General features: G+C 65.5%; 15 protein-coding genes. 6 read left to right on the top strand and 9 right to left on the bottom strand.

The genetic code is table 11. From position 1 onward, the window contains the following. The 7 genes from LB572_RS10770 to LB572_RS10740 form a co-directional block, all read right to left on the bottom strand. On the bottom strand, positions 1-816 hold the full coding sequence (locus LB572_RS10770; protein ID WP_224667703.1) for an ABC transporter permease: 816 nt from the start codon (positions 814-816) through the stop codon (positions 1-3). Continuing rightward, positions 806-1,771: an ABC transporter permease gene (locus tag LB572_RS10765; RefSeq protein ID WP_140805709.1), complete on the bottom strand. Its 966-nt coding sequence runs from the start codon at positions 1,769-1,771 to the stop codon at positions 806-808. The genes LB572_RS10770 and LB572_RS10765 overlap by 11 nt, the downstream gene beginning before the upstream one ends. Before the next feature lie 211 nt (positions 1,772-1,982). Beyond that, positions 1,983-2,981, bottom strand: coding sequence for an ABC transporter ATP-binding protein (locus tag LB572_RS10760; protein WP_224667702.1), 999 nt, complete (start codon positions 2,979-2,981; stop codon positions 1,983-1,985). 177 nt (positions 2,982-3,158) lie between these two features. Beyond that, complete coding sequence (locus LB572_RS10755; RefSeq protein ID WP_224667701.1) at positions 3,159-4,313, bottom strand: ABC transporter substrate-binding protein; 1,155 nt, start codon at positions 4,311-4,313, stop codon at positions 3,159-3,161. A 342-nt stretch (positions 4,314-4,655) separates the two neighbouring features. Then, positions 4,656-5,567 (bottom strand): LysR substrate-binding domain-containing protein, encoded by a 912-nt coding sequence (locus LB572_RS10750; protein ID WP_140808465.1) that lies wholly within the window; start codon positions 5,565-5,567, stop codon positions 4,656-4,658. Positions 5,568-5,636: 69 nt separating this feature from the next. After that, positions 5,637-6,245 (bottom strand): DedA family protein, encoded by a 609-nt coding sequence (locus LB572_RS10745; RefSeq protein ID WP_224667700.1) that lies wholly within the window; start codon positions 6,243-6,245, stop codon positions 5,637-5,639. After that, positions 6,242-6,841, bottom strand: a complete 600-nt coding sequence (locus LB572_RS10740) for a class I SAM-dependent methyltransferase (protein WP_224667699.1) — start codon at positions 6,839-6,841, stop codon at positions 6,242-6,244. Before LB572_RS10740 ends, LB572_RS10745 begins: the two co-directional genes overlap by 4 nt. 215 nt (positions 6,842-7,056) lie before the next feature. On the opposite strand from LB572_RS10740, the gene LB572_RS10735 reads away from it, so the two are divergent. From LB572_RS10735 to LB572_RS10720, 4 genes are all read left to right on the top strand, one after another. Further along, the gene (locus tag LB572_RS10735) at positions 7,057-7,731 is read left to right on the top strand and encodes a response regulator transcription factor (RefSeq protein ID WP_224667698.1); all 675 of its coding nucleotides are present in this window, start codon (positions 7,057-7,059) and stop codon (positions 7,729-7,731) included. Continuing rightward, positions 7,728-9,080, top strand: a complete 1,353-nt coding sequence (locus LB572_RS10730) for a sensor histidine kinase (RefSeq protein ID WP_224667697.1) — start codon at positions 7,728-7,730, stop codon at positions 9,078-9,080. Before LB572_RS10735 ends, LB572_RS10730 begins: the two co-directional genes overlap by 4 nt. A gap of 69 nt (positions 9,081-9,149) precedes the next feature. Further along, positions 9,150-9,599 (top strand): RrF2 family transcriptional regulator, encoded by a 450-nt coding sequence (locus LB572_RS10725; RefSeq protein ID WP_140650228.1) that lies wholly within the window; start codon positions 9,150-9,152, stop codon positions 9,597-9,599. After that, positions 9,589-10,485 (top strand): NAD(P)/FAD-dependent oxidoreductase, encoded by an 897-nt coding sequence (locus LB572_RS10720; protein WP_224667696.1) that lies wholly within the window; start codon positions 9,589-9,591, stop codon positions 10,483-10,485. Before LB572_RS10725 ends, LB572_RS10720 begins: the two co-directional genes overlap by 11 nt. A 22-nt stretch (positions 10,486-10,507) precedes the next feature. Here the strand turns inward: LB572_RS10720 and LB572_RS10715 are convergent, their stop codons facing one another. Next, positions 10,508-11,272 (bottom strand): DeoR/GlpR family DNA-binding transcription regulator, encoded by a 765-nt coding sequence (locus LB572_RS10715; protein WP_224667695.1) that lies wholly within the window; start codon positions 11,270-11,272, stop codon positions 10,508-10,510. 388 nt (positions 11,273-11,660) lie between these two features. Between LB572_RS10715 and LB572_RS10710 the strand changes: the two genes are divergently transcribed. Continuing rightward, the gene (locus tag LB572_RS10710; protein ID WP_140808447.1) at positions 11,661-12,545 is read left to right on the top strand and encodes a phosphotransferase family protein; all 885 of its coding nucleotides are present in this window, start codon (positions 11,661-11,663) and stop codon (positions 12,543-12,545) included. Next, on the top strand, positions 12,542-14,995 hold the full coding sequence (locus LB572_RS10705; protein WP_224667694.1) for a GcvT family protein: 2,454 nt from the start codon (positions 12,542-12,544) through the stop codon (positions 14,993-14,995). Before LB572_RS10710 ends, LB572_RS10705 begins: the two co-directional genes overlap by 4 nt. A 14-nt stretch (positions 14,996-15,009) precedes the next feature. Here the strand turns inward: LB572_RS10705 and LB572_RS10700 are convergent, their stop codons facing one another. Continuing rightward, positions 15,010-15,642 (bottom strand): class I SAM-dependent DNA methyltransferase, encoded by a 633-nt coding sequence (locus LB572_RS10700; RefSeq protein WP_224667693.1) that lies wholly within the window; start codon positions 15,640-15,642, stop codon positions 15,010-15,012. Positions 15,643-15,710 lie beyond the last annotated feature (68 nt).

Below are 15,710 nucleotides of genomic sequence, written 5' to 3'. Positions count from 1 at the left end.
TCATTTTCCACTTCCCGCGATCTGGTCACCGTCGCGGGTCAGGTAATAGGCAAAGAGGATCGGCAGCAGCGTCACCAGCACGACCACCATGGCCACGACATTGGTGACCGGGCGCTGGCGCGGGCGAATGAGCTCCTCCAGCATCCAGATCGGCACGGTCTGCTGCTGGCCGGCGGTGAAGGTGGTGACGATGACCTCGTCGAAGGACAGCGCGAAGGCCAGCATGCCGCCGGCAAGCAGCGCGGTCGCGATGTTGGGCAGCACGACATGCCGGAACGTCTGGAAACCGTCGGCGCCGAGATCCATCGAAGCCTCGATCATCGAGCCCGAGGTGCGGCGGAAGCGGGCGACGGCGTTGTTGTAGACGACGACCACACAGAAGGTGGCGTGGCCGAGCACGATCGTCCAGAACGAAAACGGGATGTCGGCCAGCGCGAAGGCCGAGCGCAGCGCGATGCCGGTGATGATGCCGGGCAGCGCGATGGGCAGGATGACCAGCAGCGAGATGGCCTCGCGGCCGAAGAAGCGCGTCCGCGAGACGGCGGCGGCGCAGAGCGTGCCGAGCACCAGCGCGATCACCGTCGAGATGGCGGCGACGCGGACCGAAAGCGACAGCGCCTCCCAGACGTCGGGCCGGTTCCAGGTGACGGCGAACCATTGCGTGGTGAGCCCCGGCGGCGGCCAGACGAAGCTCTTCTCTTCCGTCGTGAAGGCGTAGACGAAGATCAAGAGGATCGGCAGGTGCAGGAAGAGCAGGCCGCAGGCGGCGGCGACCTTCAGGCCGAGCGGAGCACGTTGGCCACGATCAGAGCGCATCGAAAGCCCCCATGCGCTTGGCGCCCCACAGGTAGAAACCCATGATGACGATGGGCACCACGGTGAAGGCGGCGGCCAAAGGGATGTTGCCGGCGGTGCCCTGCTGCGAATAGACGGCCTGGCCGATGAAGAGCCGCGAGGTGCCGATGATCTGCGGGATGATGTAATCGCCGAGCGTCAGCGAAAAGGTGAAGATCGAGCCGGCGACGATGCCCGGCAGCGCCAGCGGGAACAGCACGTTGCGGAAGGTCTGGCCGGGCGAGGCGCCGAGATCGGACGAGGCCTCGACCAGATTGCCGGGCACGCGCTCGAGCGCGGCCTGAACGGGCAGGATCATGAAGGGCAACCAGACATAGACGAAGACGATGAAGGTGCCGGTGAAGGACACCGACAGCGAGTTGCCGCCGACGATCGGCAGCGACAGCCATGCATCGAGCAGCCAAAGCAGGTTCAGCTTGGCGAGCAGCCAGGTGAGGATGCCTTCCTTGGCCAGGATCAGCTTCCAGGCGTAGATCTTGACCAGATAGCTCGACCACAGCGGCAGCATGACACCGAGATAGAACAGCGCCTTCCAGCGGCCGCGCGCATAGCGCGCCGCGTAATAGGCGATGGGGAAGGCGACGACCGCGGAGGCGAGCGTGACGAGCGCCGCCATCGTCACCGTGCGCAGGATGATGTCGAGATTGGCGGCCTGGAACAGATCGCCATAGGTCTTCAGCGTGAACTGGCGATTGATGAGGCCGGAGAACTCGTCGATCGAGAAGAAGCTTTGGGCGAGCAGCGCGAACAGCGAGCCGATATAGACGATGCCCAGCCACAGAAGCGGCGGCAGTAGCATCAGGGTGAGCAGGAATTTCGGCCGCCGCCAGAACAGATCGGAGAAGGCGCCGCGCAGGCCGCCGCTGCCCGGCAGGATGGCGGGCGTGGGGTTGGATTGAACAGCGGCGATGGTCATGGCGCCGCCGTGTGCAGACCGAGGCCGCGATCCTTCGCCCCCCTCTCTGTCCTGCCGGACATCTCCCCCTCAAGGGGGGAGATCAGCAGTTTCTCGGCCTCGCCAATTCTGCCACGTTGGAGATTGGCGAAACCCAAAGGGACAGCCAATCTCTCCCTTTGAGGGGGAGATGTCCGGCAGGACAGAGAGGGGGGCCTCGCGCAAACCTTCATCATGCCGGCTCGTCCATCAGATGCAGGCTGTCGCGGTTGAAGGTGAGCATCACCGCCTCGCCTTCCGCCGGCAGCGCCGTTCCCGCCGGCACCACGGCATGCAGCCTCAACCCGTCGGCATCGAGCGCCAGCCTCGTCGTGGCGCCGAGATAGTTTGTCCCGACCAGACGCGCGGCAACGCCGTCGCCGCCGGTCGCGCTGGAGACGCGGATCGACTCCGGGCGCAGACTCCCCCAGCGATGCTGGCCGGAATAGCGCTGGACGAAATCCGGCGGCAGCACGTTGGACGAGCCGACGAAATCGGCGACGAAGCGCGTGTTCGGGCGCTGGTAGATATCTTCCGGCGTGCCGACCTGCATGATCTTGCCGTCGTTGAAGACGGCGACGCGGTCGGCCATGGAAAGCGCCTCGCCCTGGTCATGGGTGACGAAGACGAAGGTGATGCCGAGCGCCTTCTGCAGCGACTTCAATTCCTCCTGCATGTTCTCTCGCAGCTTGAGGTCGAGCGCACCGAGCGGCTCGTCGAGCAAGAGCACCTTCGGCTGGTTGACCAAAGCGCGGGCGAGCGCGACGCGCTGGCGCTGGCCGCCGGAGAGCTGGCCGGGGCGGCGCGCGCCGTAGCTCGGCAGACGCACCAGCGACAGCGCCTCCTCCGCCGCCTTCAGGCGCTCGGCCTTGCCTACGCCCTTGACCATCAGGCCGTAGGCGACGTTGTCGAGCACGTTCAGATGCGGGAACAGCGCATAGTCCTGGAAGACGGTGTTGACGTTGCGGCGGTAGGGCGGAACGCCCTCGGCGCGCTCGCCGAAGATCGAGATCGATCCGGACGTCGGCTGCTCGAAGCCGGCGATCAGCCGCAGACACGTCGTCTTGCCGGACCCGGACGGCCCGAGCATGGCGAAGAACTCGCCAGGGACGATCTCCAGATCGACCGCGTCGACCGCGCGCACGCTGCCGAAATGGCGCGAGACTTGTTTGAAGGAAACGGCAGAGGTCATGGGCCCTGTCAGTTCAGTTGCCGGTTAAACGAAGGCGAGTTCGCACGACGCCCACCTCCCCCTCGATGGGGAAGGTCGCGGCGAAGCCGCGAGTGGGGGTGGTTAGCGCCAAACGTCAGCGCTGCCCCCACCCCGACGCTTTGCGTCGACCCTCCCCACAAGGAGAGGTCAGGGAGATCACCGGCCGCCGATGACGCCGATATAATCCGACACCCAGCGGTAGTAAGGCACGCACTGGTCGTTCTGGCTGGCGCATTTCGACACCGGCGTCTTCCAGAACTTGATCTTGTCGAAATTCTCGTAGCCGTTGGTCTTGCAGCCTTCCTCGCCGAGCAGCTCGTTGCCCTTGCAGGCGGCGGGCACGACCGGCAGCGAGCCGAACCAAGCCGAGACGTCGCCCTGGACCTTCGGCGACAAGGAATGCTCAAGCCACATATAGGCGCAGTTCGGATGGGCGGCGTCGGCTTCCATCATGGTGGTGTCGGCCCAACCGGTGACTCCTTCCTCCGGCACGGTCGAGGCGACCGGCTTCTTGGCGGCGACCAGCGTGTTGACCTGATAGGGCCAGGAGCCGGAAGCGACCACGCCCTCGTTCTGGAAGTCGTCGACCTGGATCGCGGCGTCATGCCAGTAGCGGCCGACCAGCGTGCGCTGCGTGCGCAGGAGATCGAGCGACGCCTTGTACTGGTCCTCGTTGAGCTCGTAGGGGTCCTTGATGCCGAGTTCCGGCTTGTGGAACATCAGGTAGTTGGCGGCGTCGGCGATGTGGATCGGGCCGTCATAGGCCTGGACGCGGCCCTTGTTCGACTTGCCGTCGGGCAGCTTCATTTCCTCGAAGACGACGTTCCAGCTCTTGGGCGCGTCCTTGAAGACGTCGGTGTTGTACATCAGGATGTTCGGACCCCACTGGTAGGGAACGCCGTAATGCACCTTGTCGACGGTGAACCACGGCGCGTCCTTCAGCCGGTCGTCGACCGTCTTCCAGCTCGGGATGAGATCGGTGTTGATCGGCTGCACGCGCTTGCCGGCGACGAGGCGCAGCGAAGCATCGCCCGAAGCGGTGACCAGGTCGAAGCCACCCTCGTTCATCAGCGAGACCATCTCGTCCGAGGTGTTGGCGGTCTTGACGTTGACCTTGCAGCCGCTTTCCTTTTCGAAAGCCGTGACCCAGTCGTAACCCTTGTCGGTCTCGCCGCGCTCGATATAGCCCGGCCAGGCAACGATGTTGACCTCGCCCTCGCCCTTGCCGAGTTCCTTGACCTGGGCAATGGCCTGACTGGAAAAAGTCAGCGCGACAGTCAGCGCCGTGCACGACTTCAGGAATGCATTCATCGTCGATCTCCCATTTTGGCGCATGACCCCGAAAACCAGTTCGGTTTTCGGAAGGATCATGCGCAAACTACAAAGGGTCGGAGCTTCATGCTCCGACGGCAGCGCTCTCAGGGCGCGGCTTTGTTCCCTGAGCGAAAGGTGCTGTGAAAATTCCGGTTTCGCAAATTCATTTATCAGAAAGCCGATATCGGTTTTACCGATAGTTCTTTTGAACGCAATTCCGGACGGAAGGCTACGGCGAAGCCGCCGAACCCAACCGCTTCACACTTTTCCTGGAATTGCTCTTATTTGACGCAATTCCGGATGGAAAACCGCTTCACACTTTTCCTGGAATTGCTCTGGTCACGGCCGTTGACGGACCATCCGCTGCGACTGCGCGAGGCCGATGAAGTCGCGCGCGGCCTGCGGCAGGCCGGAGCCGCGGCGCCAGACCGTGCCGACCTGGACCACCGGCAACGAGCCGGAAACGTCGCGCGATTCGATGCGGTCGCCTTCCAGCGACCAGGGCCGGTAGACGAGGTCGGGCAACAGCGCCACGCCGGCGCCGGTGGCGACAAGGCTGCGCACCGCTTCCACCGATCGCGTGCGGAAGGCGACATGCGGCCGCGCGCCGATCGCCGACAGCAGCTTGCCGGTGTTCTCCTCGATCTCGTCGACGGTAAGCATGATCAGCGGCTCGGACGCGATGTCGCCGATCGAGATGATGTCGGCGCTGGCGAGCCTGTGGCTGAGCGGGATCCACAGCCGGTAGGCCGAGACTTCGAGGATTTCCGACTGCAGCGCGGTGCGGTCGCGCAGGTTGGACGTCACCATGACGGCGATGTCGAGCTTGCCGCCAACCAGAAGGTGCTCGAGATAGTCGCCATTGTCCTCGATGGCCGAGACTTCGACGCCGGGATAGGCGCGGCGGTAGCGGGCTAGCAGATCGGACAGCACATAGCCGGCGACCAGCGAGGTGACGCCGAGTTGCAGGCGCCCGCCCGCGGCGGCCTGCTCGCCGGAAAAGGAACGGCGCGCGTCCGAGACATCGGCCAGGATCTTGGTCGCGTGGCGGAGAAACTGGTGGCCCTTGTGGGTGATGTTCAAGCCACGCGGATGGCGCTCGAAGAGCTCGACGCCGAGGTCGCTCTCCAATTCCTTGATCGCCTCGGTGACCGAGGATTGGGAAATCGACAGGTTCTGCGCCGCACCCGAGACGGTGCCCTGCTCGGCGACGGCGACGAAGAACTGCAACTGGCGGATGGTGAAAGCCATGGCCGGACTAAACACCGGCGCGCACGGGAAGGAAAGCGGGCGCGGCCGGCTTGTTCGCCCCGGCAACTTCTAGCCCCTTGCGGATCCGACGCGGCGCCGGTGGGAGCGCAGCGCGATGAGGAACGCGACTTCCAGCGCGAGCACGATGGCCATGATGCGAAACGCCACCGTGGGCAGATCGTGGACGCTGCCACGCATCGCATAGCCGGCAAGAAGAAAGCCGGCGTTCCACAGCATCGCGCCAAGCAAGGTGGCCAAGGCAAAGGGCAAGGCCGGCAGGCGCAACGCGCCGGCGGCGATCGGCAGATAGTTTCGCACCGTGGGCACGAACTGCGCCATGAGCGAGGCCCGCATGTGGTTACGGCGGTAGGCGTCGCAGAAACGCAGATAGGTTTCTTGGCGCAGGAAGACGTAGCGGCTGAAGCGCCGGACCAGGGCGTCGGCGCGCCCCTGCCCGAGCCGGGCGCCCAGAGCGAACCAGAACAGGCAACCGGCCGTCGAAGCCAATGTCGTCACCGCCAGCAGGGCGCCGAGCGCCGCCAGATCAGCCGCCCTGGTCATGCCGAGAAAGAGCAGCAGCACATGCGACGGCGGCGCAGGAAGGATCTTTTCGGTGAAGGCGAGACATGCCGCGCCGAGCAGGCCAAGCCCCAGAACCGCCGACAGGACATCGCTCATGCGAAGCGCCAGTCATAGGTGCCGAGGCTCTTGATCCTGGAAACGCGATAAACCGTCGCCGGCGGAAAGTTGCGCAAGGTGCCGCCGATGCGGACTGCCTCGAGGTCGAGCCTGTCGAGGACCGACTGCTCGAAAGGGCACCGGCGGCCAAAGGTAAACTGGTAGAGTGCCGCGCCCGGCCGAAGACTGGCAAAGACGCCTTCCAGGATCGCGGATGATTTGCGCGGCGATATCAGGCGAAACGGCAATCCGCTGACCGCCGCGCCGACAACCGGGCCATTGAAGAGCGGCTGATGGCGCAGGCCGACCGCATCCATCTCGACGATGCGCGCCGCCGGGAAACGGCGGCTGAGCAACGAAGCGAAATCCGGATCGGACTCGACCAGGGTCAGGTCGCTTTCGCGGACGCCGCGCTGCAGCAAGGCGCGCGTGAAGGGGCCGGTGCCCGGCCCGAGTTCCAGCACCGGACCCGTGTCGGGACCGATCTCGCGCGTCATCAGCGCCGCGAGGCTCGGACTGGAGGGCGTCACCGAACCCATGCGGAACGGCGCCAGCGTCCAGGCCATCAGGAAGGACAAAGCATCACTTGCAGGCATGTTGACCTCATTGCTTGCGCGGGCGATTCGAACCTGCCCGGCATTCGACGAGGCGCTGTTTGCGGGGTGCGGATTGCATGGACATTGCGCATGGCGTGGCCTCACGAAAGAAAGGCTCGCGCCGTCGCCAGGAAACTGGCGCCATGTTTGCGCAATCTTGGCGCGATAGTCGGCCGGCAAGGAATTGTAAGAGGTGGGATTGGAAGAGGTTTTGAATGCGTATCCTGCTGGTCGAGGACGAGCCGGAAATGGTTTCGGCGCTGCGGGCGGCGCTGAGGCGGCACGACATGGTGGTCGACCATGCCGGCTCGCTGCTGGAAGCGGGAGGGTTCATCGCGGTCGACAGCTATGACGCGATCCTGCTCGACCGGCAGTTGCCGGACGGCGACGGGCTGACGCTGGTGCCGAAGCTGCGCGCCGCCAAGAACATGACGCCGGTGCTGATGCTGACGGCCCGAGGCGACATCGCCGACAAGGTCGACGGGCTCGACATGGGCGCCGACGACTATCTGGCCAAGCCCTTCGCCTTCGAGGAGCTGCTGGCGCGGCTGAGGGCATTGCTGAGGCGGCCGGCGGCGATCGCGACGCAGACGATCCGCGCCGGCCATCTTTCGCTCGATGTCGGCCATCGCGAAGCCTCGATCCGCGGCGAGCCGCTTAGCCTGCCGCGCCGCGAGCTGCTGGTGCTGGAAGCGTTGATGCGACGTACCGGCCGCATGGTGCAGCGAGAAGCCCTGATGGAAGCCGTCTTCGGGCTCGACGACGAGATCCAGTCCAACGCGCTCGACACCCATGTCTCGCGGCTGCGCCGCAAGCTTGCCGACGCCGATGGCGGGGTCGTCATCAACGGCATCCGCGGCGTCGGCTACCTGCTGCGCGAGACCACATGAACCTTCGCCGGCCGCGCTCGCTGAAATGGAGCCTGGTGCTGCGCATCGCCATCCTGCAATGCGTGATGCTGACGCTCATCATCGTCGTCATCATCGGCGCAATGCTCGCCACCGGCCTCATTCCGCACGACTATGAGGACGGCACGATGGACGTGCTGGCGGATGCGGTGACGCGCGAAGCCAATGGCGCGCTGGTGCTGAAGGAGAATTCCGACCTGACCAAGCTGCGGTCGGAGGTCCCGGACCTCTGGTTCATCATCCGCGACAAGCAAGGGCACCGGCTTCGGGAAGGGACGGCGCCGGTCGCCTACCAACCCTTCGTGGGACTGCTGGACAATATCAGCGATGCCCGCATCGACCTGGCCATCGGCGAAGCTGCACCGCCGGGCGGCAAGATCCGCTGGACCGACACTGCGGCCGGCAATGTCCAGATCATGTGCGGCACCAAGGGCGGGCTGTCGCTGCTGCGCGTTCTCGGGCAGGCGCCCGAACTCTTCCTGCGGGGGATTTTGCCGCTGGCCGGGCTGATGGCGCTGGCGACGCTGTTCGTCACTCCCTGGGTGGTGCGCGGCGCGCTTTCCAGCCTGGGGCGTGCGGCGACCGCGGCCGGCCAGATCGACATCGACAAGCGCGGCGCGCAACTGCCGCTGGACGGCGTGCCCAAGGAAGTCACGCCGCTGGTCGACGCGGTCAACGCCGCCTTGTCGCGGCTCGATGCCGGTTACGCGCGGCACAAGCGCTTCCTGACCGATGCCGCGCATGAGCTCAGGACGCCAGTCGCCATCCTCAACACCCGGCTTGCCGCGCTGCCGGCAACGCCGGAGCGGGCGCGGCTTCTGCAGGACGCCGCACGGCTGTCGACGCTTGCCGACCAGTTGCTCGACCTGCAGCGGCTCGACCGCCAGGCTGAGCATTTCGGGCCGGTCGACCTGGTCCTTCTTGCCCGCAACGTCGTGGTCGACCTCGCGCCGATGGCCTTCGCCGCCGGCTATGAGATGGCGTTCGAGCCGGCCAAAGAGACGCTCGTGGTGCGCGGCGATCGCACCGCGATCGAACGCGCCGTGACCAATCTCGTCCAGAACGCGATCGACCATGGCGGCAAGGCCGGCCGGATCACCATCAGCTTAATCACGCCCGCGGTGATCGAAGTGCTGGATGAAGGCGACGGCGTGCCGACCTCCGAACGCGAACGCATCTTCGAGCCGTTCTACCGGTTGCATCCGCAGGATCATGGCGCCGGACTCGGCCTCAACCTTGTCCGCGACCTGATGCAGCTGCATGGCGGCAAGATCGAGGTGCTTGACGGTAAGGCCGGCGGCGCCTGTTTCCGGATGATTTTCCCGGCCTGACATCCGTTCGATTGCCATGGCAATCGGTGAGGATTTGACATCGGCATTATTCGTAACTAACTAAGTTACATGAAACGCAACAGCCGGCTGTCCTCGACCCTGCACATCCTCGTCCATATGGCCGACGCGCCCGACCGGGCGCTGACCTCCGAACAGCTTGCCGGCTTCATCCACACCAATCCGGTGGTCGTGCGCCGCACCATCGCCGGGCTGCGCGAGGCCGGCATCGTCACTTCGTCGCGCGGCCATGGCGGCGGCTGGCAGCTCGGTCGCGCGCCGGACAAGATCTCGCTCGCCGAGATCAGCGCCGCGCTCGGCGAGACGCTTTTGCCGTTCAGCACCGAGCCGGAAAGCCCTGGATGCCTGGTCGAGCAGGCGGTGATCGCCGTGCTCGACGATTTTCGCCTGGAGGCGGAAAGACTGCTCACCGAGCGGCTCAGCCATATCACGCTGGCCGACCTGACGGCCGACTTCCGCCGCCGTTATGACCTGATTGGAGTATCCAGCCATGCAGTATGATGTGATCGTCGTCGGCGGCAGCTTTGCCGGCCTGTCCGCCGCCATGTATGCGGCGCGGGGCCGACGCAAGGTGCTGGTTATCGATGCCGGACAGCCGCGGAATCGCTTCGCCGAGCACTCGCATGGCTTCTTCGGTCAGGACGGGCGGGCGCCGTCGGACATTCTCGACGAGGCCCGGGCGCAGTTGCTTGCCTATCCCACCGTCACGGTGATCGACGGCCGCGCCGAGCGGGCCGCCCTTGCCGGCGCCGGCTTCGAGATCGAGATGGACAATGGCGAGGGTTTCGGCGCGACGCGGCTGGTGCTCGCCACCGGCGTCCGCGATATCCTGCCGGACGTCCCCGGATTGGCCGGGCAGTGGGGCAAGACGGTGCTGCATTGCCCCTATTGCCACGGTTACGAGGTGGCCGGCGGGCCGCTCGGCGTGCTGGCGACCGGACCGATGTCGCTGCATCAGGCCGAGCTGATCTCCGACTGGGGCGACGTCACGCTGTTCGCCAACGGCTTGTTCGAACCGGATGCGGACCAGGCGCGAGCCTTGGAGAAGCGCAATATCCGCTTCGAGCCGGGCAAGGTGAGCGAGGTGCGGGAAGACGGCGCCGGCGGCCTGGTCGTCAGGCTCGATGGTGATCGCCGCGCAAGCGTGCGGGCGCTGTTCACCGCGCCGCGCAATGTGATGGCAAGCCCGCTCGCCGAGCAGCTTGGCTGCGCCTTCAACGAAGGCCCGCTTGGCCAGGCAATCGTCGTGGACGACAAGCAGCAGACATCGGTGCCCGGCGTCTTCGCGGCCGGAGACGCCGCGCGGATGATGCACAACATCGCCTTCGCGGTGTCCGGCGGCGCGATGGCCGGGGTTGCGGCGCATCAGTCCCTGGTCTTCGGCTAGCTGCTTCCTGTTCCCCGGGGGATCAGGCCGTCGCAATGGTCAAGCGCGCGCCGGCCTGGCTCAGCGCGGCGGCGACGTCACGCGGCGGCGGCTGGTCGGTGGCAAGCTCGGAAAAGCCGTCGAAGCCGCAGACCCTGACCAGGCCCTGGCGACCGAACTTGGTGTGGTCGGTGATGACCAAAGAGCGCTGGCCGCGCGACAGCACCATGCGGGCGAATTCCGCCTCATCCAGATCATAGTCGGTCAAGCCGGCGACGGCGTCGACCGCACCGATCGAGATCACCGCGTGATCGACCGAGAAGCGGCTGACGAACTCGATCGCCGAAATCCCGAACGCCGCGCCTGAATCGCTGCGCAGCTCGCCACCGGCCATATAGACCTTGTTGCCGTTCACCGTCGCCAGCGTGCGGGCAATGTCGGAGGAATTGGTGACCACCGTCAGCCGGCGATGCGCCAGCAGCTCGCGCGCCAGGAAGGACGTGGTCGTGCCGGTATCGAGCATGATCGCCTCGCCATCGCGGATCGTGGCCGCGACCATCCTGGCGATCAGGCGCTTGGCTTCGGCATTCTCGCGCATGCGCCGCTCGAATGGCGCCTCGCCCACCATCGAGGCAAGGCCCACGGCGCCATGCATCTTCAGCACCGACCCGTCATCGGCGAGCGGCTTGACGTCGCGCCGCACCGTTTCCAGCGACACGCCGAGACGTTCGGCGAGGTTCGCTATGGTGACCGTGCCTTCCTCGTGGAGGATGCGCAGGATTTCGCCATGCCGTTTCGAATGGATCATGTGGATGTCCGGGATTTTGACCGAATTTAAGGCTTTGACAACGCTTTGAAAGGAGTTGCTTATATTTTCGGGCAAAACACCCAAAAAAGGTCACAGCTTTTGATTGACAGTTCTGCCACCACGGCATGAGAGTGGTTGCAAGTGACAGGCTCGGAACTGCTAACGGGAGGGTGATGGCAGAGCCGCAACCTAGTGACCAGATCGTCTGGAGACAGCCAGACGCGGGCTTTTATCGAATCCGCGGGGGCGGATGCCGGGATACTAAACCTGGCCAAGGGGCTCGTCGGTGCGGTGCGGGATACCGATCCTGGCGTCTCGCACCGACGAGGCTTTTTCGTTTTCTCTCATCACTGTTTTCCGGAGGACCGGCTTTGGCCGGAGCAGAACCGTGAGGGCCGAAGACCGCATCCGCGCCCTGCCGTGCTGGAACGGCGGCATCGAGATCGAGCCGCTGCCGGGCGGCCTCAGCAACGCCAATTTTGTCGTCACGGATGCGGCCGGGCGGCATGTCGTGCGCTTCGGCCAGGATTTCCCCTTCCACCATGTCTTTCGCGAGCGCGAGGTGATGACGGCGCGAGCCGCGTATGCGGCAGGCTTCGCACCGGCCGTACACTATTCCGAGCCCGGCATCCTAGTGACGGCGTTTCTGGGAGCGAAGACCTTTCTCGGCGAGGACGTGCGCGCCAATCTCGGCCGCGTGGCGGCGCTGCTGCGCGGCTTCCATCGCGAGATGCCTAACCACGTCTCAGGTGCCGGCTTCATGTTCTGGGTGTTCCACGTCATCCGCGACTATGCGCGCACGCTGGACGAAGGCGGCAGCCGCAAGAAGGACCAGCTGCCGCGCTACCTGGCGCTGGCGGACGAGCTCGAGCGGGCGCAGAAGCTTTTGCCGATCGTCTTCGGCCATAACGATCTTTTGCCGGCGAATATCCTCGACGACGGCCAGCGCCTGTGGCTGATCGACTTCGAATATGCCGGCTTCAACACGGCGATGTTCGACCTCGCCGGCGCGGCCTCCAATGCCGGGATGAGCAACGACGAATCCTTCGCCTTCATGACCGCCTATTTCATGAAGGAGCCGGACAACGAAATCCGCCGCTCGCACGCCGCCATGCAATGCGCCTCCCTGCTGCGCGAGGCGATGTGGAGCATGGTGTCGGAGCTTTATCTCGACGCGCCCGGCATCGACTACGTCGCCTACACCGAGGAGAACCTCGTGCGGCTCGACGCGGCGCTTGAGAACTACCGGACGAAATACGGGACCAAGTCATGACCTTGCCCAGCCATGCCGGGATCGTCGTCATCGGCGGCGGCATCATCGGCTGTTCCACTGCCTATCATCTGGCGCGCGACCACCGGGCGGACGTGGTGCTGCTCGAGCAAGGCAAGCTGACATCGGGCTCGACCTGGCACGCCGCTGGCCTGGTCGGACAGTTGCGCTCCTCGGCCTCGATCACGCGCGTGCTCAAATATTCGGTCGAGCTCTACAAGGGGCTGGAGGCCGAAACCGGCCTCGCGACCGGCTGGAAGATGACCGGCTGTTTGCGGCTGGCGACGAATGCCGACCGCTGGACCGAGTTCAAGCGGCTGGCGACGACGGCCAAAAGCTTCGGCATGGACATGCAATTGCTGTCGCCGGCCGAAGTGAAGCGCATGTGGCCGCTGATGGAGACCGGCGACCTGGTCGGCGCCTCGTGGCTGCCGACCGACGGGCAGGCCAGCCCCTCCGACATCGCCCAGTCGCTCGCCAAGGGCGCGCGCATGCATGGCGCGAAACTGTTCGAGGACGTGCGCGTCACCGGCTTCACGATGAAGGACGGCCGCATCACCGCGGTGAAGACCTCAAAAGGCGACATTGCCTGCGACAAGGTGGTGAACTGCGCCGGGCAGTGGGCAAGGCAGGTCGGCGCGATGGCCGGCATCAGCGTGCCGCTGCAGCCGGTCAAGCACCAGTACATCATCACCGAGAAGATCGAGGGGCTCGCCAACGACGCGCCGACGATCCGCGACCCCGACCGCCGCACCTATTTCAAGGAGGAGGTCGGCGGGCTGGTGATGGGCGGCTATGAGCCCGACCCACAGGCCTGGGCAACCGGACTTTCCGGCGGCGACGTTCCCAACGACTGGGAATTCCGCCTGTTCGACGACGACTACGATCACTTTGAGCAGCACATGACCCAGGCGATCGCGCGCGTGCCGGCGCTTGGCCTCGTCGGCGTCAAGCAGATGATCAACGGATCGGAAAGTTTCACGCCGGACGGCAACTTCATCCTCGGCGTCGCGCCCGAATGCTCCAACATGTTCGTCGGCGCCGGCTTCAACGCCTTCGGCATCGCCTCGGGCGGCGGCGCCGGCTGGGTACTGGCGCAATGGGTGGTCGACGGCGAGGCGCCGCTCGACCTTTGGGTCGTCGACATAAGGCGCTTCTCAAGCCTGCATCGCGACCGCGACTGGGTCCGCGACCGCACGCTGGAAGCCTATGGCAAGCACTACACGATCGGCTTCCCGCATGAAGAATATCTGACGGGACGGCCGCGCATCGTTTCGCCGCTCTATGAGCGGCTGAAGGCGCACCGCGCCGTGTTCGGCTCCAAGCTTGGCTGGGAACGGCCTAACTGGTTCGCGCCGGATGAGGCGGCCGCCGAGGACGTCTATTCGATGGGCCGCCAGAACTGGTTCGGCCCGGTCGGCGACGAGCACCGCCATGTGCGCGAGAAAGTCGGCATCTTCGACCAGTCCTCCTTCGCCAAGTACGAGCTGACCGGCGCCGACGCGCTGAAGGCGCTCGACTGGATCTGCGCCAACGACGTCAACAAGCCGGTCGGTCGGCTGACCTACACGCAGCTTCTCAACACGCGTGGCGGCATCGAGGCCGACCTCACCGTGTCGCGGCTCGGCGAGGACCGGTTCTACATCGTCACCGGCACCGGCTTCCGCACGCATGACCTGTCGTGGATAAGCGACCATATCGGCTCGGGCCTGGACGCGCGGCTGACGGACGTCACGGAGGAGTACGGCACGCTGTCGCTGATGGGGCCGCGCGCCCGCGACGTGCTGGCGGCGGTGACGGAGGCCGACGTCTCCAACGCCGGCTTCCCCTTCGGCCATGCGCGCGAGATCGCGATTGCCGGCCATAGCGTGAAGGCGCTGCGCGTCACCTATGTCGGCGAGCTCGGCTGGGAGCTGCATGTGCCGATCGACGCCACCGGCGAGGTTTTCGACGCGCTGATGACGGCGGGCAAAGCGCATGGCATTCGCCCGGTCGGCTACCGGGCGCTGGAATCGCTCAGGCTGGAGAAAGGCTACCGGGCCTGGGGCTCCGACATCACGCCGAACGACACGCCGCCGGAGGCGGGGCTGGGCTGGGCGGTGAAGCTTCGCAAGAACACCGATTTCGTCGGGCGCAGGGCGCTGGAGAAAGCAGCCGGCAAGCCACCGACGAAACGCTTTGCCGGCTTCACCGTGGACGACCCGGAGATCGTGCTGGTCGGGCGCGAGACGATCCTGCGCAATGGCGAGCCGGTCGGCTACCTCACCTGCGGCGGCTATGGCTATACGGTGGAGAAGAACATCGGCTACGGCTATGTGCGCAACGCCGACGGCGTCGGCGACGAGTTCCTCGCCTCAGGCGATTATGAGCTTGTCGTGGCGATGGAACGCACGCCGGCCAGGATCCATCTCGAGCCGATGTATGACCTGGCCGGGGCGAAGATAAAGGCCTGATCACGGAGAGCGGGTCAGCTGACGCGCAGCACCAGGCCCCTGCTCGGCACTGTGTCACCCTCGCCCGGCATCGAAGCGTATGGCCGTGTCTCTTCGAGGCGGGTTACGGTGCCTTCGGCCTCAAGCTCGAGGATGCGCTCGGCAAAGCCGGTCTGCCAAAGCGTGTTCTTGACCGTCAGCACGATGACGCCGCCGGGACGGCAGATGCGGATCAACTCGTCCAGTCCCTCGACCCCGACATGGCCGGAGGTGAAGACGCCCGCCGAAATAATGCCGGCATAGGCGCGGTCGGCGAAGGGCAGAGTGTCACCCATCGCCAGGCGATGCAGCGCCGTGTAGACGCCCTTGGCGCCTGCTTTGTCCAGCATGCCTTGTGAGATATCGAGCGCCTCGACCCTCGGATAGCCGGTGATGGCCAGCCATTCGCCGATCAGACCGGTGCCGGCGCCTGCATCGAGCAAGGGGGCAGCGCCGCGTGGCAGGTGCCGGGCGAGCAGCGCCAGGCAGATCGTCGGATGGCGATAGCCGGCCGCCGACATGTCGGTGTCGTAGGTGTCCGCCCAGCTATCATAGATCGCGGCCACTTCCTCCGGCCGCTTCGCGGCGTAGGCCGCGCTTAGCGAGCCGCTGTGCTTGCCGTCCGTCATTGTCGCCCCTCAAAGCCGATTCATGTGCGAAGGATCATAGCCAAGCCGCCAAAACTGTGGAACCGTCC

Origin of the sequence: Mesorhizobium sp. BH1-1-5, assembly GCF_020165615.1 — a bacterium.
Taxonomy (GTDB): Bacteria; Pseudomonadota; Alphaproteobacteria; order Rhizobiales; family Rhizobiaceae; genus Mesorhizobium.
Note: the sequence above shows the minus strand (reverse complement) of the source record. Positions and strands in the feature narration are given on the sequence as shown.